Below are 21,074 nucleotides of genomic sequence, written 5' to 3' on the forward strand. Positions count from 1 at the left end.
CCCGCGCAAGCGGGGGTGGACCGGTGGCCGCGCTGGTCGTCTTCGCCGCCCTCGGGTGCTTCCCGCGCAAGCGGGGGTGGACCGTTCCACCGCACCCTCACCACCGCCGAGCGCGAGTGCTTCCCGCGCAAGCGGGGGTGGACCGTTCCACCGCACCCTCACCACCGCCGAGCGCGAGTGCTTCCCGCGCAAGCGGGGGTGGACCGTCGGGCGACAACCGTGGGTTGTCGGCTCAGTAGTGCTTCCCGCGCAAGCGGGGGTGGACCGGGCTACACCATGGCGGGCCGGAGCATTCACGCGTGCTTCCCGCGCAAGCGGGGGTGGACCGGAACACAAGGGCACGAACACCACCTTCGGAAAGTGCATCCCGCGCAAGCGGGGGTGGACCGGAACACAAGGGCACGAACACCACCTTCGGAAAGTGCTTCCCGCGCGAGCGGGGGTTGAGTCAAGCCGCCCCATGGCCGCGCGCCGCGCGCGTGCTCGCGAGGGGGCACGCGCGGGTATAGGGGAGCGCGGGCCCGCGCAGCCGCCCCGTGCTCTCCCTGGTACGGCCCCCGGGCCCCAGGGTGCGGCTCCGGGGGTGGGGAATCGTCGTCGGACGATTGATGTGGGCGGCCGTCAGAACATCACCACCGAGCGGAGGACGTCGTCTTCGTGCGTGCGGGTGAATGCGGTCTCGACCTCGTCGAGCTCGATCGTCTCCGTGACGAAGGCACCCGGATCGATCCGGCCCTGCTGATGCAGATCGATCAGCATCGGGAAATCCTCACTGATCCCACCCTGCCGGTCGTGCAGATCCGTATGACAGACCCCACACGCCCGCACCGGCCACCACGGCCTAGCCCGGGCCCGGATCGGGAACGACGATCGTCTCGACCCGCACCGGCTCGTCCCTGCCCGGGGCAACCACACCCGCCTTCAGCTGTCCCAGCCCGACCGGATCGCGACGTCCCCGCACGCCGCCGCCGAACTCGCCGAGAATGACACCGGCCTGCCGCTCGCTCCGGGCTGACACGCACGGCCGGGCGAGGTACCGCGCCCGGCCGTCCGGAAAAGCGCTGGCCCGCCGCGGTCGTCCGCGGTTAGGGTCCGTGGTGTTGTCCCGGTGGCGTACGGTCGCCGGACGTGGCCGAGCAGAGTGTGGAGGTGTTGACCGATGGCTGTCGTTGCGATGGGCGCTGCCCGCATCCGGAAGTTCATCCAGTCCACCTCCGTGGCCGCCGGCTGACCTCACTCTCCATTTCTTCCGCGCCTGAGCGCGCGGCGCCGGGGCCACCCTTGTGAAGGGTTCACCCCTTGTCCTCCTCCGCTTCTTCGTTCTCCTCCTCTTCTTCCTTCCCCGGTTCGGCCTCGTCGTCGCATCCGCTTCTTCCGTACGGCTGGGACGACGGCTGGGCGGCCGCGTTCGCTCCGTACGCCGCACAGGGCCTGCTGCCCGGCCGGGTCGTACGGGTCGACCGTGGGCAGTGCGACGTCATCACCCCGGTCGGCACGGTCCGGGCCGACACCGAGTTCGTGGTGCCCCGCGATCCCATGAAGATCGTGTGCACCGGCGACTGGGCGGCCGTCGATCCGGCCGGTGACCCCCGCTATGTGCGGACGCTGCTGCCGCGTCGTACCGCCTTCGTGCGCTCCACCTCGTCCAAGCGGTCCGAGGGCCAGATCCTCGCCGCGAACGTCGACCACGCGATCATCGCGGTCTCCCTCGCCGTCGAGCTGGACCTCGGCCGCGTGGAGCGGTTCCTCGCGCTCGCGTGGGAGAGCGGGGCGCAGCCCCTCGTCGTCCTCACCAAGGCCGACCTGGTGCCCGACGCCACCGGGCTCTCCTACCTCGTCGAGGATGTGGAGACCGTGGCCCCGGGTGTGCAGGTGCTGCCGGTCAGTTCGATGACGGGAGACGGTACCGAAGTACTCGCCGCGATCGTCTCCGGGGGCACGAGCGTGTTGCTCGGTGTGTCGGGTGCGGGGAAGTCCACGCTCGCCAACGCCCTCCTCGGCGAGGAGGTGATGGACGTACGGGCCACCAGGGACATCGACGGCAAGGGCCGGCATACGACCACCACCCGCAACCTCCTCGCCCTGCCCGGTGGCGGGGTGCTCATCGACACCCCCGGGCTGCGGGGTGTCGGGCTCTGGGACGCCGGAACCGGTGTCGGGCAGGCGTTCTCGGAGATCGAGGACCTCGCAGGGCAGTGCCGGTTCCAGGACTGCGCCCACGACAGGGAGCCCGGCTGCGCGGTCCTCGCGGCCGTGGCGGACGGCTCCCTCCCGGAGCGCCGGCTGACGAGCTACCGCAAGCTCCTGCGCGAGAACCAGTACATGGTCGCCAAGACGGACGCGAGGGCGCGCGCCGAACTGCGCCGAGAGTCCCGTCTCAGGGGCGCCGTGGGCAAGGCCGCCATGGAAGCCAAGCGCGGTCGGCTGCGATGACCGGTTCGCGGCGCGGGGGCGCCGGGCCCCGCGCCGCCGGGGCCGTACGTGGTCTGTCGTGCGGCCCGCGCAGGTCACCCCGGGCGCGGGCCGCAGGGGCGGCGGGGGCGCACGGTCTCCGCCGGGCGGTTCTGTGCACCGCGGGCGGCTTCGTACCCGGCGCGCCCGGCCGGCGGGGGCCATGGACAGGGCGCGGGGCGCCCCCGGCGGCCGGTTCCGCTTCGGGTTCCGGTTCCGGTTCCGGGTTCCGGTTCCGGTTCCGGGTTCCGTGTTCGGGGTTCAGGGTTCGGGGCGCGACCGTGCGGCGCCGTCACTCGTCCAGGCCCCAGCTGTGGATCTTCTTCGGATGGATCCGGATCAGCTCCTCGCTGAAGTGCGGCCCCAAGTCGTGCGGACCCGTGAGGAGTTCCGCCTCGCCCCGGATGTCCACCCCGCGTACCTTCCACGGCTTGAGGCTCACGATGTCGTCGACGACGAGCCCCACTTTCGGATTCGCCCGGAGGTTGCGCCACTTCTTCGTCCGCGCCAGGTCGTGGCCCCCGATCAGGATCGTGCCGTCCTCCTGGGGGAAGAAGCCGACCGGATTCGCCTGCGGCTGGCCCTTCGGGTCGACGGTCGCCAGCCGCCCCAGGCGCTGGGAGGAGAGATACGTACGCTCGGCTTCGCTGAATGAGGTCATGGACGAAGCCTCACACGCGCCGATGGGATTCCGCATCGGACCACGGTCCCGGTCCGGGAGCCGTACGGCCTGGGCCGGTGTGTCCACGGCCTGCCCGACGCTACGTTCCGCCCACCTCCCGCAGCACCGGGGTGCCCCGGGCACCGTACGCCGCCTCCGCGCCCGCGCGGGGCTCGGGCGGACCTGGTCAGCGCGGCTTGGCCGGCGGCGGGGGAGGCGGAGGCGCCGTCGAGCGCGGGGGCTTCTGCGACTGGACGGACTGGCCCAGGGGATCGCCCAGCGGATCGTCCCAGTCCTCCCCGGGCTCGTCCGGATCCGGATCGAAGGGGTCCGGCAACTGTTCCTGCTGATCGGGCACTTGTCTCCTCAAAGAGGGCGAGTGGGAGATTCCGTGCGCATACTATCGGTGTGGTTTCGGCGGACGGGTGGCGTGCGCGGCCGTCCCCGCGCTCCGACGAGGAGGCTCCCATACCGACGAACATCGCCGGTTTTCTGATGCTTGTCGTGCTCGCCCTTCCGGGATACGTCTACCACCGCGCCCTCGGCCGTCATGTGCCCGCACGGGTCCACACCGCCTTCCAGGAACTGGTGTCGATCCTGTTCGTCAGCGTGATCGTCGACGTCCTCGTCGTGGGTGCGCTGGAGACGGGATCCCGGTTCGGGCTGTGGTACTCCCCATCCTTCAAGGCGCTTTTCGACCGGCCGGGCGACTACGTCACCGCGCACTTCACGGCCGTCTGCGTCTGGGGAGCCGTGGCCCTGGCGGTCGCCTGCGCGACCGCGTACGGCGCGGGAGCCGGGCGGTGGTGGAAGGTCCTGCCGCCCTCGGGGCGACAGCGCTGGAACGACCGGGTCCGGCGGCTGGAGCCGCAGAACTCCGCGTGGTGGCTCCTCTTCCGCGAACACCCCGACGCCGAGGTGTACATCGGCTGCGTCCTGGAGGACGGCAGCTATCTCGCCGGGGTCCTGCACAGCTACAGCCGGGTGCCGCTGGAGCACGGCGACCGGGAACTGACCCTGCGCGGAGACATCTCGTACCGCCCGCCCGGTGAGACGGAGACGACCGTGCTGCCCCAGGTCAACGCGGTCGCCGTGAGCGCGCGACGGCTCGCTTTCCTGACCGTCACCTATCTGCCGGCCGCGCCCGATCCGGATCCGTCCGGTGATTCCGTGCCGTCCGCCGGCTCCCAGCCGCCGGCGGACCCGCAGCCGTCGCCGGACCCCCTCGCGTCCCCGGGCTCCCCGTCCGGGGACCCCCAGCCGTCGGCCGATCCGGCACCCGGGGACCCCCTACCACCGGCAGGTCCGGCACCCGGGGACCCTCAGCCGTCGGCCGATCCGGCACAGTCCGGCGGCGGGGCGCCGACCGCGGATCCGGCGCACTCCGCGCCCGGCCCGGGACAGCCGCCCGCCGGTCCGGCCCCGGCCGCCCCCGTAACACCCGCCCCGGCCCCCACGACTTCCGGCCCCCCGGCCGTCGGCCCAGGTCCCTCCGGCTCCCCGGCCGCCGTGCCGGGCCCCGCCCTCCCCGCGACCGGTCAGGGGGCCGGATGACCTCGATCCTCGGTGAGCGCTGGGGCGGCTGCACGGTGAGCGACGCGGTCGTCGAACTGCTGCTCCGGGCCCAGCGCGGAGCGGTACGGGACCGGTCCGACCGGATCGGCCTCCGCCATCTCACGGCCGCCCTGGGCGAGCCCGAGGCCCCCGGGGCGCCCGGTCCCGCCGGATGGCGCGCCGTGCTGCTCGCGTCCGGGTTCCCCGAGGAGCAGCTGACCTGGCAGGACCCGCGCCCCCGGACCGCCCCCGCCATCGGCGATCGGCCGGATGAACTGCCCCTCCCGGACGAAGAGTTACGCGAGCTGCTCGGGCAACTGTCCCGGTGGGCCCGTACGACCGGCGACGACCGCGCCACCACAGCCCATCTGGTCGCCGCCCTGGCCGGGACCGGCTCCCGCACCGGCTCCGATCCGGGAGATCCGCGCGCGGGACTCCACCGCCTCGGGCTGACCGCCGACACCGTCCTGCGGGCCGCCGCCCGGCACCGGCCCGCCGAACCCGACGAGGACACCGCCTTCCTCCCGCCGGCCGGCGTCTCCGCTGACCGCGTATCCGCCGGCCGTGTACCACCCGACCGTGTACAACCGGACGGCGTACAACCCGACGGCGTGCGGCCCGGCACGAACCGCGCCGTGAACACGGGGGAGCAGGGGCTGTTCCCCGTACCCCCGCCGCCCACCGCCGACGAACTCCGCGTCAGAACGGGAAAGCGCATGTCGCCCCTGTTCGTCCGGCTGTTCGCGCTCGGTGGCCCCGACTCGGGGAAGGAGATGGGCGCGCCGGTGGGGCTCGCGCGGCTGCGGCAGCTCGCCGCGCTGATCCTCGTCAACTACGTGCTCGCCACCGGCACCGTCCTGTCCGTGATCGTCTCCTCCTACCGCACCGGGCCCCTGTGGCTGCTGCTCGTGCTGCCGCTGACGTGGCTGCCCCTCGACCGGGTGCCGCTGCCGGTGTGGCTGGTCACCAAGGCGGCGACGGCCTGGTTCGTCCCGTGGCCGTTCGGCTGGCTGGTGGTCTGCTGGATGGCCGGCGAGGCGCTCCAGCTCCGGACCCAGCTGTGGATCTTCCGGGCGAGCCTGGGCAGCCCCGTACTCACCCGCGCCGCCCTCGTGGCGGAGAACCGGCAGAAGGCCGCCGACACACTGATCCGCCGCTTCGGCGGGTCGGAGGAGAGAGCCGGGGCCCCGGCGACATGGCGGCCCGAGGAGCGCAATGTCCTGTGAACGACCCCGGAAGCATCTGTCGGCGGAACTGCGCGACGACCGGGCGGCGGCGGAGTGGCTCGCCCGGAGGGGCGGCCCCGACGACCGGGCCGCCGAGGAACTGATCCTGCTGCTGGACGTGGTCCTCGCCGCGCGCACCGTCTCACTCGACGACGCCCTCGCCCTGCTCCCGCAGGTCCCGGAGGGAAGCCGGGCGCTGCGCCGGCGCCGTACGACCCGCCGGACCATCGGCCTGTGGGCCGCGGACAGCGCCCGGATCGCCTGGCGCCGCGACCTTCTCCCTCCCGTTCTGCACCACTTGGCGATGGGGCTGACCGCCGTGGCGGTGTTCTGGCTCCTCGGTGCCGATGCCCCGGCCCTGCCGTTCATCGGCACGGCCTGCGCGCTCGCGGGGCGGTGGCCGTACGCCGTGCCCCTCGCGCTCGTCGCCGTCGCGCTCGACCCTGCCCTGTGGTGGTCGGCCGGGCTCTGCCTGGGCTCGGCGATCGCCGCGCACCACAGCCTGGACCTCACCCACCAGGTGATCGGCCGGGCCTGGTGGGCGACGGGTCCCGTCTTCGGCTTCGTACCGCTCCGGGCCCGGCTGTCCCTGATGGCGCGGCGGCGGTGGAGCCTGTTCGCGACCGGCCTCGACCTCGCCGTGAGCGGCTACGCGGGGAAGGCGGGGCCCTTGCTCGCCGCCGCGCGGGCCGGGGGAGTGCCACCCGTGTGCGAACCCCTGCTCGCGATGGCCGGGGCGCGGGAGCAGCTCCACCGGGACGACCCCGCCGGCGCGCTGCTCACCGCCCGGGAGGCGACCCGTGAGGCACGGCGCCACGGCGGCGCGGTCCTCGGCTGGTGCCTCGCCGAACTCTCCCGTGTCCACCGCATCAACGGCGACGACGAAGCCGCCGCCGAGGCGCAGGACGAGGCCCTCCCGCTGCTGCGCGGCCGGTCCCGGCGGCGGCACGCCCGCCGGCTGCTGCTGGAGATCGGGGAGCGGCGGCTCGACACCGCGCCCCTGTCCGAACTCCTCCGGGAGGTCCACCGGATGCGGCTGACCGCCCTGCGCTGCCGCGACCACCGGCTGATGCGGGCCACCGAGATGCGGCTGGTCCGGCTGATGCTGCGGGTGGGCAACACCGCGGGGGCACGCGCGGCGCTGCGGGCCGTGGCCCATGGCGAGGACGCCCGGGTGGGGGTGCACGACACACCGGAGGAAGCGGTACGGCACCGGCTCCAGGCCGCGTTCGCGCTGGTCGAGGAGGAACGCACCCGCGACCACGGACGCCGGGACGCCATGGCCGCCCTCGCCGTCCTCGACGCCCGGACCCGGCCGCTCGCCGCGGTGGCGGCCCGGCTGGCCCTGGCCCGCGCGCAGGAGCTCGACGGCGACGAGGACGCGGCGCTCGCGCAGGCCGTGCACAGCCTCGTCGCCGTCCACGAGGCCCGCTACCGCGTGGGCGAGGCCCGCGGGCGCAGGCTCTGGGAGCGGATGCAGCTCAGTGTGTACGCGACGGCCCTGCGGCTCGCGGCCCAGCGGCGGGGCCCCGACGCCGGAGCCCTGGTCGCCGAGATCATGGAGACCGCGCGGGGAGAGGTGCTCCCGAGCCGTGTCGACGACTCCGAACTCGGCCGCCGGCTGGCGCTCGCGGACGCCATGAGCGCGGGGGACCTCATGGGCACGGGAGGCGTCACGGGTGCGGGGGGTCCCTTGGGTGCGGGGGGACGTACGCGTTCGGCAGGCAGTACGGGTGGGGACGAGCCTGTGGGTGCCGGGGACGTCACGGGCGCGGGGGATCCCGCGGACGCGGCGGGACGCACGGGTTCGGCCGACGGGAGGGGCGGGGGCGGCCGTACGCGTGGAGTCGGCCATACGGGCGGGGGCGAGCCCGGGCGCGCGGGGGACCCCGCCGGGGCGACGATCTCCACGGGCGCTAGCGGGGCCGCCGCCCGGGACCGGGCCGCGCCCGATGCCTCGGCCGCGCTCTTCACCCTCGGGCTGAGCCCCGTCCGCCGTCCCCCGGCGATCAGCGTCGACGGCGCCCGCCGACTGCCCGGCGACCGCTCCCGCGACGGCCTCTTCGCCCTCGACCGCGCCCTCCTCGCCGTGGCGGGCCGCTGCTGGTACTGGAGCGCGGTCACCGTCCTCGACCGTTACTACTGGGCCGTACGCTCGCCCGACGGCGTCTGGTCGCACGGCTGGGCCGCGATGGACGCCGAATCCGCGGCCGTCCGCGCGGACGAGGATCTGCGGGAGGCCCTTCCGCTGCCGAAGGACGGCGAGTCCGCGGCCGAGGTGCGCCAGCGGATCGAAGCGGGCGCGCTGTCCGGCACCCGGGAACGGGAGTCCCGCCGCGCGGCGGACGCCGCTTCCGTCACCGCCCCGGCACGGGGCCCGGAGTCCGGACGGCCGGGTGGTCCCGGCACCCGCGCGGACAGCGGCCCGACCCCGGCCGGATTCCCGCCCGGTTACCCGTCCGGCCCACCGCCCGCCCGGGGCTCCGGCGGCGGGCCCGGTCGCTCCCAGGGCCAGGGCCAAGGCCCGGCTCCGGGACCGTCTCCGGATCCGTCCACGCAGATGACGGTGACTCAGGAGCTGGGCCGCGAACTGGAGTTGCTCAGCCGGGTGTCGGCCGCCTTCCTGCCTCCGGTGCTCGCGGAAGGACTGGCCCGGCACACCGGTACCGAACCCGCCTCCCTCGTGGTGTCGCTGCCCGCCGTGCTCGGTCATGTGCCCGTGGCCGCACTGCCGCTGGCCCCCGGGCACGACCGGCGGGTGGTCGATGTGGCCCGGGTGGTGCATGTGCCGGGCTGGGCCGTCGTCGACCAGTGCCTCCGGCGGCTCCCGGGGCGTACGGCACGGCCCGGCACTCCCGTACCCCTGCGGCTGGCGGTCCTGTCACCGGACGCCGCCGACGGTACGGCGACCGCCCTCGAACCGCCCGCCGCCGCCCGGCACACCGTGTGCGGACCGCTGACCAAGACCCAACTGGCGTACACCTTGCAGACGTTCGACGACACCGACGGCCTGCTCTATCTGGCCGGGCACATCGACACCGTGCCGGGCAATCCGTATCTCAGCGGGCTGCGGGTCGCCCCCGAACCCGACGGCACCGCCGCGCGGGTGTCCATGGCCGACATGCTGCACACACCGGACGAGCGGACGAGCCCGGGGGAGACCGTGACACCACCGCCCTTCCCCGTTCCCACCCACGTCCTCGCCGTGGGATGCGGCAGTCTGGGGCTCCAGCCCCCCGTCCACGAGGGCGCGGACCGCACCAGTGTCAGCGAGTGGCTGGGCTTCGGCTCGGCACTGCTCCTCGCCGGCGCGGACCATGTCGTCTGCACGCTCTACACCGTTCACCCCTCCCGGCAGCTCGAAGCGGCCGTCAGAACGCTGACGGAGGGAATGTCCCGGGGGATACCCCCTGCCGATGTGCTGCGCGAGATGCAGCTCGCCCAGCTGCGGCGCTGGCGGCACCAGCGCGCCGGACGGCCCTTCGTCTGGCAGTCGTTCGCCTACAGCGGCGTGGGAGGCTGAGCGATGCGAGCGGTGATCTTCTCCGTGCTGCGCTGGGGACCGTTCCTGGCCGGACTGTGGTGGACGCACCTTCACCACCCCTGGCACGCGGCGCCGGCCCTCGCCGTCGTGGCCCTGCTGCTGCCCCGCCACTACGCCGTCGGTACCGCGGGAGCGGTCGCCGCCGCCTTCGTGCCCGGAATCCCGCCGGTCCCGCTGGCCGTCGCGGCGGTCTACCGGCTCCTGTACGAGAAGCCGCTGCTCCACTGTGTCGTGCCGGCCGCCCGGCTGCTGGGCATCTCCCCCCGGCTGCGGTGCCGCCACGGCCGGCGCGCCGAGGTGCGGCGCGCCGACGCGGCCCTCCGCTCGGGGCGGCCCGGCGCGGCGCTCGACGGGTATCTGGCGGCCCTCGCCGCCCACGGCCGCTCCGACGGCTGCGTCCGCCCCCTGCTCGCACGGGCCGCGGAAGCCGCCCTGCGCTGCGGCTGTCCCCGGCTCGCCGCCGAACTCGCCGCGGGAGCCGCGGTGTCGGGGCCGGGCCAGCCCCTCGGCCGTACGGCGGTACGGGTGGCCCGCGCCCACGCCGTACGTGCACGGGCCCTCCGCGAACTCGGCGACACCGAGGCCGCCGGGGCCGCCGTGCGGGCGGCGCAGCGGTCGCGGCACGGCGACCGCGGCACCGAGGAGTGCGTACGCACCGCAGCCGCCGAGATCCACTTCCACACCAGGCGGTTCGGCGGTGACTACGACGCCGAGGTCGAGGCCGCGGCGGAGATCGTGCGGCAGCAGCGGCTCAGGGCGGGCGCCAAGCGGGCCATGATCACCATGTTCACGGCGATGGGCCACCGTCTCCGGGACGCGGGCGACCCGTGCCGGGCGGCCTCCGTCTTCGGCCAGGCGGCCGCCGAGACCGGCGTCCACGACCACGCCGTCCGCACCTCCGTGAACGTGTTCACGTGGTGGCGAATCCGCCTCGGACCCCGCTGGCGCGGTGCCGTACGGCTGTGGCTCGAAGCGCTCGCCCACCAGATGCGGTGCGGGATCGAGGCGGAACACGAACCCGACGCCGAGTCCCGCCTGGTGCACGAGTGGGCCGTGAACCTCGTCGGTGTCTTCGACGATCCGCTGCTGGAGGCGCGACTGAGGGTGTACCGGCACCGACTGGAGGGCCGGGGCGAAGAAGCGCGCGGTGAACATGAAGCGCAAGGCGAACACAGAGCGCCCGGGAAGCGGGCGGAACGGGCAGTTCCGGGTGAGGGGGTGTCGGGGGTGCCGTCCGGCTTCAGGCCCGAGACCCGGCCCTTCGTCTTCGCCGACCCCACGGCCCAGCGCTCTTGGGCGCGGCTCCGCGAGGTGGCACACGCCGGAGCCGCCGAGGCGGAGACCCCGGCGCGGGGCGGGCTGGCGGGCCGGGGGCGGACACAGGAGCCGGACCGGGACGTGGCCTCGGACCCCGGCGCTGACTCTCCCCCCGCCTGGTGGGAGGGCTGGTGCTCACCGGCCACCGCCGCCGCCGGGGCCCGGGAGGCGCTGGACCTCTTCACCAGGCTCGCTGCCGTGGCCCCCGAGGTGTTCGATCCGATCCGGAAGCGGGTGACGGGCCCGGTGTCCGTACCGGGCGCGCGGAACGGCTCCGTGAGCGCCCCGCCTGCCACGGGCACGGGCGGCGGCCCGGCCGCGCCGACGGCGGCCGTGCTCCACCGGGCCCCGGACAGCCCGGACGGCCCCAACCCTCAGGGCGACCCGGACGTTCGGCCGACCGGTCAGGGGAATTCCGGCACGATCACGGTCCCGGAGCGGGCGTCCGCGCCGGGCCGGTACGTCGGCCCGTCCGGGCCCGGGGAGCGGGAAGGCACCCGGAATCCGGCCGACGCCGACGGGCCGCCCTCCGCGCGACGGAGCCCCGAGACCGCCGGCACGGCACCACCCGCACCCGCCGGGACGGCCACGGCATCCACGCCCCGGCGCGCCGGCACCGGGGCGGCCGAACCGACGGGCCCCGACCGCGCGACCTCCACGGCCGGTCCCGCGCCCTCCGCCACCGACCCCGCGCCGGGGCTCGGAACGGCCCCGGCCACCCCCGGGGCAGGAGGCCGGGCCCCTTCCGGCGGCGCGGGACCCCATGACGGCGCGGACGGCTCAAAGGAGACGGCGGCGTGGCGCATCGTGCTCCCCGCCGAGCCGCCTGAGTGGCTGCGCGAGGCGGACACCCTCACCGCCGTCCGCTGCTGGCCGCTCATGTCGGCCTTCGCGGAGGCGTACGCGATGGGGCACGCGCGTGTCACCGCCGGGCATCTCCTGCTGGTCCTGCTCGACGATCCGGAGTGTGTGCTCGCGGCGGAGGCGGGCGGCCTCGAACGGGCCCGGCTGCGGCGGGCACTCGGCACGCTGTACGGGCCCGGTGGCGCCGGTCTCCCCGAACTGGCCGACGAGACACGTACGGTACTGCGCCGGGCCCGGAAGACGGCCGACCGCCACGGCGAGCGGGACCTCACACCGATGCGTCTGATGAACGCCGTACTGGCCCGCGAACAGACGGTCGTCGCCGCGCTGTTCGGGGCGCTGGGCGCGGACGTCGACGAGGTGCGCGTCCGGGTACGGCACCAACTGGACCGGGTCGGCGCCGAGACGGCCGGCACCGAACCGCTCCCGCCGTGGATCCGGTGGAGCGGTGAACAGCCGGTCCGGCTCACCCCCGCCGCCCGCCGTGTGCTGGCGCGGGCCGCGGCCGTGGCGGTGTCGACCACCGGGCTGCTCGGACCGGATCAACTGCGCGACGGGCTGCGGGACGTCCCCCGCGCCCGTCCCCGCGCGGCCACCGGAGGGAAGGCCACTGGCGGCGGCGCCCAGGGGCCTTCGCCTGAGAGCCTCGGGAACACGCTCTGCCGCCTCACTCCACGGGCGCGGCGGGTGCTCGCCGACGCCGGGGCGGCGGCACGGGCCCAGGGCCATCCGGGCCTCGGCGTCGAGCACCTCAAGGCGGCGCTGGACCACGTCCTCACGGCCGGCACGCGGGGGGACGGTGACCGCGCCGCCGCGGGCGGTGCGGATACGCGTCCCGGGCCCGGAGGCCGTACGGATGCGGACCGTGCGTCCGTGACCGGTACGGATGTTGCCCGTGCGGGTGTGGCTCGTGCGGACGTGGACCCCGGGCCCGGGAGTCCTACGGCCGCGGTCCGTGCGTCCCGGGGGCGGACCGAGCCGGACCCCGGCCCCGGCGGGCGTACGCGGACGAGACCGGCCGTCGCCCCCGGAACGCCGCCGGAGGACCTCCCGGCCGATCCCTGGCGCCGCCCGGGTCCGGCGGATCCCTCCGTCCTCGCCCTGACGACCCGGGCGTCCGCCATCGCCCAGGCGTCCGCTTCTCCCTGCGTCGGCCCCGAGCATCTCGCGGCTGCGCTGGAGTCGGCGGCGCCCGCTTCCGTACCCCTTCATGCCCCGCACCCCCGGCAGCCGCTTCCGCTGACACCCCTGTGCGCCCGGGTGCTGGCGGCGGCCGGGGAGAGCGCGGCCGGGGCGGGGCGTTCCTCGTGGGACGCCGATGACGTGGCCCGCGCCCTGCCCGCGCTCTGGCAGGCACCCGCCGAGCCCGATCCGGAGAACCCGGGGGAGCCAAAGAGCCCCCACCCGTACCGAACCGGCGCCCTCACGGCGCTGATCGAGGCCCACGACTGGACCCGGGCCGTGAACGCGGAGGCCCAGCGCAACATCACCGCTCTCGCCTCCGGGCGGCCGGGGCCGGTCCGGGAAGCCCATGTCCGCTGGACCGCGGTGCTGTCCTTCCTCGCCCGGCTCGATCCCGGCAGCATGGCGCCCATGGCGGTCGGTGAACTGTTGACGGCCGCTCAGTTCCTGGGGCCCGGCCCGGCCGCCGCGCGGCTGCTGCGGGACGCGGAGGCCGGAGCCCGCGCCTTCGCTCCCCGCCACCCGGACGGGCAGGCACGGCTGGCGCGCTCCCTGTCCGACATCGCGGCCTGCGGTCTGCGGCTCGGTCTGACGGGGGAGGCCGTGCGCTGCTACGAGCGGGCCGTCCGCGCACTCCGCGCCCCCGAGCCCCTGTGGCTGGAGGACCGGGGGCTCGACGAACTCCTGGGTCTGGCGCTTCTGCACCGGGCCGAGTTCCTGGCACCCCAGGAGCCCGCCGCGTATCTGGAGGCGGCGGGGCACTACCTCGGTGCGGCGGCGGACGGCGACGCGGACCGGCGGCGGGCCGCCGTGTGGGCCTGCGGCCGGGTGATCGGCCGACTGCGCACCCTGGGGGAGAAGACCGCCGCGCTGGACGTCGCGACCCGCACCCTGCGGCTCTTCGACGAGCCGGTCCCGGAGCTCGGCGATGTGCACCAGGAGCGGGCCGACCTGCTGTACGCGCTGGGCCGGGAGGACGTGGGTCTGGGCGATGTCGCCGCGGCCGCGCGGCTCGCGCCGGAGCGCCCGTACCCGGCCCTGCGGCAGGGCGTCTTCCTGGAACGCGTGGGGCGCCTCGACGAAGCCGTGGCCGCCTACCGGCGGTCCGCCGTGCTGGATCCGGCGTACACCGGGACCCGCAGCCGGCTCGGGCAGGCCCTGGTCCGCCAGGGGCACCACGAGGAGGCCCTGTCCCTGCTCGCGGACGAGTGGCGGTCACCCTCCCTGCTGGCCCGTGCGCAGGCGCTGCGGGCCCTCGGACGGACGGAGGAGGCGTGGGCGGACCTCCGGGCCGCGAGCGCGGCGGCCCCCGGGATCGCCTGGTACCGCTACCACCACGGCCTCGGTCTGCTGGAGGCCGGGGACGAGCGGCGCGGCCGGCTCCAGATCGGCGAGGCCATCCGCCTGGAGATCGCGGACCTGGGCGCGGACCCGGTCTGGTACGCCGTCGGCGCGGGCAATGTCGCCGTCTACTGCGCGGCGCTGGGCGGCCTGCGCCCGGCCCGTACGTGGTACGCGGCGGCCCTGGCCGCGATGCGTCTTCCCTGGTCGGCCGACGAGCTGCACCACGACCTGCGGGAACTCGTGGCGATCCGTCCTGAGCTGGCGTCTCTCGTCGACGACGTGGTGCGGGGACTGGGGCACAGAGCCGCGCCGGGGGCGGGCGCGGTGGGTTCGCCCGTGGGTACGGGCGCGCGGGGTACGGATGCCGGGGACGGCTCGGGCGCGTCGACGGGACGGCGCCCGGGGGAGCCGTAGAGATCCGATGTTCCTCAGCCCCAGATGACCGCGCCCAGCCAGGCCCCCGCGATCAGCAGACAGGCGAACAGCTCCACCAGGACGCTTGTCCCGGCCGCGCGCATCACCGTGCGGGTCGAGGCGGCCGCCTGGCCGTGGCCGCCGAGACGGTGCCGTTCGTAGCCGTAGACACCACCGATGAATCCCGGTATCGCGCCGAGCACCGGCACCACGAAGAAGCCCACGACCGCGCCCGCGCCCGCGAAGGCGGCCATCCGGCGGCTGGCGCCGGACTCGCGTATTCGGCGCGTCGGCATCAGCCAGAGGATCACCTGGACGACCAGGAGCAGGGCGGTGGAGGCGACGAGCAGCACCCAGGCGAGGCTGGTCTGCTCATGGAGGGACCACCAGAGCATGGCGGCCCAGACGAGCCAGCGGCCGGGTACGCCCGGGATCATCACGCCGACCAGGCCCAGCGCGATGACCAGGCCGACAAGGAGAAGCTGCCAGACGCCGCCCATCTGCCAAGGGTGCCGGATGGCGGGGCGGTGCGCTTGCCGGAGCCACCGCCACTTGTTTTCCGGGGGAGCCGGCCCCGGGCCCCTGCGCCTCAAACGCCGGCGGGGCTGGTCTTCCCCGTCCCGGGGGCTTTGCCCCCGGGCCTCCGCGTCTCAGGCGCCGGCGGGGCTGGTTTTGTGCGGTCTTCGGGTGGCGGGGTTGTTGTGTGGTGGGTTGGGCGTGCCGTCGTTTTCTGGGGTGGCCCCGGGGGCCCTGTGGCTCGGGCGCCGGCGGAGCCGGGCTTGTGGTCTTGTGCGTGAGTCGTGTTCCGGTGGGGCCGGGGCGGGATTCATGGGTTCGGAGGGTCAGGGATCGCGGGAGACCCAGCCCCGGGCGTACGCGTGCCAGCCCAGCTGGAGGCGGGTGGTGACGCCGGTCAGCTCCATGAGGCCCTTGACGCGGCGCTGGACCGTGCGGAGGCCGAGGTCGAGTTGTTTGGCGACGCGGGCGTCGGTCATGCCGGCGAGGAGGAGGGAGAGGATCTCCAGATCGGTGGCGTCGGGGCCGGGCGCGAGTTCCTCGACGGGGGGTGGGGCGCCGCCGGGGGTGCCCGTGCCGAGGCGGAGGGGGAGGGCCTCGCGCCAGACCGCCTCGAAGAGGCCCATGAGGGACTCCAGGAGCCCGCTGCCGTGGACGACGAGGGCCGAGGGGTCGGAGCCGTGAACCGTGAGGGGGACCATCCCGAGGGCGCGGTCGGCGACGACCAGTTTGGTGGGGACGCGGTCCACGACCCGTACCCGCTCGTCGCGGCCGAGCGCCGCCGTCAGCTCGACGAGACCGCCGGGCGCGGACAGGACCTCGCGTTCTATCACCACGCGATACAGCACACCGCGCCGCGCCGCGTTCTCCTCCGCCGCGTTGTCCTGGCCGGTGATCACGACCGGCCGGCCGGTGACGAGCGCGCAGACCTCCTCCGTCGCCCCCAGCTGGAGCTGGGCGAAACGGTGCGTCACGGCCCGGCCGCCCGTCACCACCTCCACCAGATCGTGCACCGCGGGCTCGGCCGCCTCCGCGCGGTACTCCTCCGCGAGCAGGGCCGCCGCCAGCTCCGCCTGTTCCAGCTCATGGCGCTGCTGGGTGAGCAGCGCCCCGAGCGCGACCCCGGGCGGCGCCGCGACCCAGCGCCCCAGCCGGGCCGACGACTGCGCGGCGAGCCCCTGCTGTTCCAGCCGCCGCAGCGCCCTCTCCGTGTCCGTCTCCGGCAGCGCCAGCCGGTGCGCCAGATCGGTGACCTCGGCCGCACCCAGCGCGACCAGCGCACGGTACGCCGACTCCTGCCTCTCGTCGAGACCTATCGCTCCCAGCACCAGACCCCTCCCAGCACCAGACCTCCCCGGACCGGACACGCGACGCCATGACCCCCGGGGGACCGCCGTGGCGGAAAGCGGCCACGGCATGTTCCCGCCTCGCTCATCATCCCCTGTACCCCGCGCTGCTCTGGCACTGTTGCGCCACCCCAGCACCAACAGCCCCCGGCGTCGGTGTATTTGGTGTGCGCTGATGCGGTTTGTTCGCCTGGCGTACGCACCTCGTGCCGGAACTCAGATGGGAGAGCGATGCGCCCGATGACGCGTACGGCCCTGGGAGCGGCGACCGCCGCGGTCCTGGCAGCCGGCGTGATCGCCCCGTCGGCGGCGAGCCCGCACGACGGTGACGGCACGACCGGCGAAAGGCCGCTCGTCGGCAGCGAACCGGCCGCGCGGAAGGGGGAGCGGCCGGTCACGGTCACCCTCGTCACCGGCGACCGGGTACTCGTCCGCCGCGACCCGGCCGGCGCCCCGACAGCCACCCTGCTGCCGCGCGCCGACGGCACGACCCCCCTCGTCCAGACCCGGCGCTCGGGCCGGGACCTGTACGTCTACCCCGACGGCGCCGCCTCCGCGCTCGCCGCCGGCACGGTCGACGAGGAGCTGTTCAACGTCACCGGGCTGATCCGCCAGGGCTACGACGACGAGCGCTCACCCACCCTGCCGCTGATCGCCGTCTACGGCACCGATGTGTCCCGCTCCGCGCCCGCCACCCCGCGCGGCGCGCGGCGCGGCCCGGTCCTCAAGGCCGTCGACGGGCTCGCGCTGCGGGCCGACAAGAAGCGGGCCGCCACCTTCTGGGCCGACCTCGCCCGTACCCGCGGCAGCAGCCGGATGACCAAGCTCTGGCTCGACCGCAAGGTCGAGGCCACCCTCGACCGTTCCACGCGCCAGGTCCGCGCGGACGCCGCCTGGGCCGCCGGATACGACGGAAAGGGCACCAAGGTCGCCGTCCTCGACACCGGCGCGGACGCCGGACACCCCGACCTCAAGGGCCGGATCACCGCCTCCCGCAACTTCACCGACTCCGCCACCGACGGCGACGTCCAGGGCCACGGCACCCACACCATGTCCACGGTGGGCGGCTCCGGCGCGGCGAGCGGCGGCAGGAACAAGGGCGTGGCCCCCGGCGCGGACCTCCTGAACGGCAAGGTCCTCGACGACTGGGGTTCCGGCGCCACCTCCTGGATCATCGCCGGGATGCAGTGGGCCGTCGACAACGAGGCCGATGTCGTCTCCATGAGCCTCGGCAGCTCCGAACCGACCGACTGCACCGACCCGATGAGCACCGCCACCGCCGAACTCGCCCGCACCCAGGGCACCTTGTTCGTCGTCGCCGCGGGCAACAGCGGTCCCGCCCTGAACACGGTCTCCTCGCCCGGCTGCGTACCCGCCGTGCTCACCGTCGGAGCCGTCGGGCGCGACGACTCCACCGCCGGCTTCTCCAGCCGCGGCCCCGCCCGCGTCACCCACACGCTCAAACCCGAGATCGCCGCGCCCGGCGTCGACATCTCGGCCGCCGCGGCGGGCGGCCGCGGCGTGTACGCGTACCAGACCATGTCCGGTACGTCGATGGCCACCCCGCATGTCGCGGGCGCGGCCGCCGTGCTGCGCCAGCGCCACCCCGACTGGACGGCCCAGCGGCTCAAGGCCGCGCTCGTCTCGTCGGCCGAGCCCTCGGACCGGGCGTCCGCGCCCGGTGACGTACGCGAGACCGGCGCCGGGCGGCTCGACGTCCGGGCCGCCGTCTCCACCACCGTCACCGGCGCCCCCGCCGTCCAGGGCGGGACCTTCACCTGGCCCCAGCACGGCAGCGACCGCACCACCGTCCGTATCCCGTACACCAACACCGGCGACCGGCCCGTACGGCTGGACCTCGCCGTCCGATCCGTCACCGGCAACGACGGCTCCCGCGTCCGTGCGACCCTCGCCCGGCTCGGCACACGGTCCGTCACCGTCCCCGCCGGGGCCACGGTCACGGTCCCGCTCACGCTCGACCCGTCCGTACGGCTCGACCGCGCCCAGTACGGCGACATCACCGGCCGGGTCATCGCCACGGCGTCCGGCGTCAGCGTCTCCACGCCCTTCGCCCTGTACGTCCAGCCCGAGACCGTCACCCTGCGGGTCAAGCTCGTCGACCGCGCCGGAGCGCCCGCCGCCGGATTCTCGTCGCTCGACGTCATCGGCACCGACGACGCCACCGGCGAGCGGCGCTTCAACAACGGCGCGGCCGAGCAGGTCTACCGGCTGCGCCCCGGCTCGTACTTCCTCTCGTCCTTCACGACCTCTCCCGATCTGACGATCGGCTATCTGGCCCGCCCTCAGTTCGAACTGACGAAGGACACCACCGTCGTCCTCGACGCGCGGGAGGCCCACCGGCTGAGCGTGCGCACCGACCGCCCCGGCGAAGCCCACGGCGCCACCCTCGGGTTCTCCCGCACCTGGGACGAGTGGCTGCACGACGGCAGCGTCACCGGCAACCGGCTCGTCACCGGCTACTACGCCGACGTCCGGGGCCGCGCCCGTGACGGCGACTTCGAGTTCGCCAGCTACTGGCGCACCTATGCCCCGCTCATCGACGAGCTCTCGGTCGTGGGCGGCGGCGACCTCCGCCCGATCGCCGCCAGTTCCGGGTCGGTCAACCTGGACGGAACCGGCAGGGCCGACGTCGTCGACGCGGGCCGCGGCACACCCGAGGAACTCCGGGCGGCGGGCGTCGCCGGGAAGTTCGCCCTCGTCGCGTTCCCCGACGGCGGCGGCAGCGCCTACACCCTGGCGCGGGACGCCAAGGCCGCGGGCGCGAAGGCCGTCATCGTGCACCGCCCGTCCGCGGGCCGCTGGCTGCCCTCCACCGGCCACGGCGCCGCGCCCCACCCGGTGCTCGTCATCGAGGCCGCCGAGGCGGCGTCCCTGCGGGAGCGGCTGTCGGCCGGCCCGGTGACCCTCCGCTGGCGGGCCACCGCCCGCAGCCCGTACGTCTACAACCTGGCCTTCCCCGAGGACGGCCCGGTCACCTCCGGCCGCGTCTACCGCGTCCGCGACGGCGGACTCGGCCGCAACGAGTCCACCTACCACGCCATGGGCGTGCGCTCCGACTACACCGACAGCGTCCTCGCCTACCGTCCCGACGGTGCGCAGGCCCTGATCTCCGGCCTGAACCTGGTCGGTGTCCCCGGTACCCGCACGGAGTTCCACTCGACGGGCGACACCTCCTGGGACCACCTCGTGTCCTCCAGCTTCCCGTGGGGCGAGTACATGGTCGACCCGCCGCGCGCCTACCGGCCGGGGCAGCGGCGCGCGGAGAGCTGGTACGGCGGAGTCCCCGCCCCCGCCACGCCGCGCGACTCCACCGGCGAACCGGAGCTCGCCGCCGAACGGCAGGGCCGTCTCATCGGGGCCGCCCCCGCGTTCTGGGGCGACAGCGAACACTCCGGCCTCGCGGGTTCGTTCGGTGACCTCGGCAGTCTGAAACTCACCCGTGACGGCGAGGAAGTCGGGGAGAGCCCGTACCCGTTCGGTGTCTTCGAGGTCCCGGCGGGAGAGGCGGCGTACGAACTCACCCTGTCCACCACCAAGATCGGCCTGCCCTCCACCGTGTGGAAGCGCTCCACCCGGGTCGAGACGGCCTGGAGGTTCCGCTCCGCGCTGGACGAGAGCGTCTACTCCCAGGGCATCCCGCTGCTCTTCCCCGGCTACCGCCTCCCCGAGGACGGCCTGAAAACACTGCCCGCGGCCGACGGACAGCGGATCACCCTGACCGCCACCGGCCATGCGGGCTACCGGCCCGCCGCGCTGACCTCGGCGAAGCTGTCGTACTCGTACGACGGCGGTGACACCTGGACGGTCGCGCCCACCTCCCGCAAGGGCGGACAGTGGACCGCGACCGTGGACCACGCGGGCGCGGCGGGCAGGCCCGTCACCCTGCGGACCGAACTCACGGACGCCAATGGCAACTCCGTGACCCAGACCGTGGCCGACGCGTACGCCGTGCGCTGACCCCTGACAGGTCCGCCGGGCGCCCGGCCAACGGGGGGGCGGACGCCCGGCGGACCGCTGTTCGAGTGGCGCCCGCCCACAGGTTTTCGGCCTGCCCCGTTTTCACGGGACTCTCGCGGTGGACAATAAGGGCATGAGTCAGCAGGGGGAGACGCCCGCCGCCGCCGAGGACGACTGGTGGAACCGGCTGTACGACGAGTCCGCCCCGGACGCCGGTCCGACGGCACGAGGGCGCGACACACTCGACGACCACTTCGCATCCGTGTCGGACGCGGTCACCGCGCCGGGGCGGGAGGAGCCCTCGGGCGGCGGTGTCACCCGGTCCCGGCCCGGCGCCTGGTGGGAGGGGGACCCGGCGGACACCCCGGACGTCCCGGGGCCGCCGGTCCGCACGGCCGGGGCCGATCACGCTCCCGTTCCGGGCCGCGCCCCCGCTTCCGGAGACCCCGGTGAGTCCAGTAAGTCCGTTGATCCCGGTAAGTCCCGTGGGTCGGGTGCTTCGGGTGGGTCCGGGGCCGCGATTCCGAGCGCTTCGGATCCGGCTGTTCCAGAGTCGGGCCCGCGGGAGCCGAGTCTGCCGGAGTCGCCCCTTCCGGGGCTGACCATTCCGTGGCCGCCGGAGCGGTCCGCCGGATTCGGTGATTCCGGGGGGACCGTCGCGTCGGACGGTCAGGACA

At 74.9% G+C, this 21,074-nt stretch carries 11 protein-coding genes and 1 CRISPR repeat array; of the genes, 6 read left to right on the forward strand and 5 right to left on the reverse strand.

Annotated features, from left to right (window positions below; translation table 11 throughout):
* Positions 1–55: 55 nt before the first annotated feature.
* Positions 56–450: direct repeats of the CRISPR family, unit length 29 nt; unit sequence GTGCTTCCCGCGCAAGCGGGGGTGGACCG.
* A gap of 171 nt (positions 451–621) precedes the next feature.
* Positions 622–759, reverse strand: coding sequence for a hypothetical protein (locus tag ACFYT4_RS09880; RefSeq protein ID WP_389267024.1), 138 nt, complete (start codon positions 757–759; stop codon positions 622–624).
* Positions 760–1,299: 540 nt separating this feature from the next.
* Between ACFYT4_RS09880 and rsgA the strand changes: the two genes are divergently transcribed.
* Positions 1,300–2,433 (forward strand): ribosome small subunit-dependent GTPase A, encoded by a 1,134-nt coding sequence (rsgA, locus tag ACFYT4_RS09885; RefSeq protein ID WP_389267025.1) that lies wholly within the window; start codon positions 1,300–1,302, stop codon positions 2,431–2,433.
* Between the two features lie 310 nt (positions 2,434–2,743).
* Here the strand turns inward: rsgA and ACFYT4_RS09890 are convergent, their stop codons facing one another.
* Positions 2,744–3,112, reverse strand: coding sequence for a PPOX class F420-dependent oxidoreductase (locus ACFYT4_RS09890; RefSeq protein WP_389267026.1), 369 nt, complete (start codon positions 3,110–3,112; stop codon positions 2,744–2,746).
* A gap of 187 nt (positions 3,113–3,299) precedes the next feature.
* Positions 3,300–3,470, reverse strand: coding sequence for a hypothetical protein (locus ACFYT4_RS09895; protein WP_389267027.1), 171 nt, complete (start codon positions 3,468–3,470; stop codon positions 3,300–3,302).
* 50 nt (positions 3,471–3,520) lie between these two features.
* Between ACFYT4_RS09895 and ACFYT4_RS09900 the strand changes: the two genes are divergently transcribed.
* Genes ACFYT4_RS09900 through ACFYT4_RS09915 form a run of 4 tightly spaced genes read left to right on the forward strand, consistent with a single transcriptional unit; the run spans position 3,521 to position 14,557 of the window.
* The gene (locus ACFYT4_RS09900) at positions 3,521–4,666 is read left to right on the forward strand and encodes a DUF6338 family protein (protein ID WP_389267028.1); all 1,146 of its coding nucleotides are present in this window, start codon (positions 3,521–3,523) and stop codon (positions 4,664–4,666) included.
* Positions 4,663–5,892 (forward strand): hypothetical protein, encoded by a 1,230-nt coding sequence (locus ACFYT4_RS09905; RefSeq protein WP_389267029.1) that lies wholly within the window; start codon positions 4,663–4,665, stop codon positions 5,890–5,892. The genes ACFYT4_RS09900 and ACFYT4_RS09905 overlap by 4 nt, the downstream gene beginning before the upstream one ends.
* Complete coding sequence (locus ACFYT4_RS09910) at positions 5,882–9,415, forward strand: CHAT domain-containing protein (protein ID WP_389267030.1); 3,534 nt, start codon at positions 5,882–5,884, stop codon at positions 9,413–9,415. Before ACFYT4_RS09905 ends, ACFYT4_RS09910 begins: the two co-directional genes overlap by 11 nt.
* 3 nt (positions 9,416–9,418) lie before the next feature.
* Positions 9,419–14,557 carry a Clp protease N-terminal domain-containing protein gene (locus ACFYT4_RS09915; protein ID WP_389267031.1) on the forward strand — a complete coding sequence of 1,713 codons (5,139 nt, stop codon included), beginning with the start codon at positions 9,419–9,421 and terminating at the stop codon, positions 14,555–14,557.
* Positions 14,558–14,571: 14 nt separating this feature from the next.
* Here the strand turns inward: ACFYT4_RS09915 and ACFYT4_RS09920 are convergent, their stop codons facing one another.
* Together ACFYT4_RS09920 and ACFYT4_RS09925 are read right to left on the reverse strand one after the other, a co-directional pair.
* Complete coding sequence (locus ACFYT4_RS09920; RefSeq protein WP_389267032.1) at positions 14,572–15,057, reverse strand: DUF456 domain-containing protein; 486 nt, start codon at positions 15,055–15,057, stop codon at positions 14,572–14,574.
* A gap of 342 nt (positions 15,058–15,399) precedes the next feature.
* The gene (locus tag ACFYT4_RS09925) at positions 15,400–16,401 is read right to left on the reverse strand and encodes a helix-turn-helix domain-containing protein (RefSeq protein WP_389267033.1); all 1,002 of its coding nucleotides are present in this window, start codon (positions 16,399–16,401) and stop codon (positions 15,400–15,402) included.
* A 249-nt stretch (positions 16,402–16,650) separates the two neighbouring features.
* On the opposite strand from ACFYT4_RS09925, the gene ACFYT4_RS09930 reads away from it, so the two are divergent.
* Entirely contained in the window at positions 16,651–20,397 is a 3,747-nt protein-coding gene (locus tag ACFYT4_RS09930; RefSeq protein ID WP_389267034.1) for a S8 family serine peptidase, read from the forward strand.
* The last annotated feature ends 677 nt before the right edge of the window (positions 20,398–21,074 follow it).

The sequence above is a fragment of the Streptomyces sp. NPDC004609 genome (assembly GCF_042873655.1).
In the GTDB taxonomy this organism is placed as follows: Bacteria; Actinomycetota; Actinomycetes; order Streptomycetales; family Streptomycetaceae; genus Streptomyces.

Bases quoted from the DNA above. Each gene is read 5' to 3' on its own strand.
- ACFYT4_RS09880 (WP_389267024.1), bottom strand. From the start codon at position 759: ATGCTGATCGATCTGCATCAGCAGGGCCGGATCGATCCGGGTGCCTTC.
- ACFYT4_RS09920 (WP_389267032.1), bottom strand. From the start codon at position 15,057: ATGGGCGGCGTCTGGCAGCTTCTCCTTGTCGGCCTGGTCATCGCGCTG.
- ACFYT4_RS09905 (WP_389267029.1), top strand. From the start codon at position 4,663: ATGACCTCGATCCTCGGTGAGCGCTGGGGCGGCTGCACGGTGAGCGAC.
- ACFYT4_RS09915 (WP_389267031.1), top strand. From the start codon at position 9,419: ATGCGAGCGGTGATCTTCTCCGTGCTGCGCTGGGGACCGTTCCTGGCC.
- ACFYT4_RS09910 (WP_389267030.1), top strand. From the start codon at position 5,882: ATGTCCTGTGAACGACCCCGGAAGCATCTGTCGGCGGAACTGCGCGAC.
- ACFYT4_RS09890 (WP_389267026.1), bottom strand. From the start codon at position 3,112: ATGACCTCATTCAGCGAAGCCGAGCGTACGTATCTCTCCTCCCAGCGC.
- ACFYT4_RS09930 (WP_389267034.1), top strand. From the start codon at position 16,651: ATGCGCCCGATGACGCGTACGGCCCTGGGAGCGGCGACCGCCGCGGTC.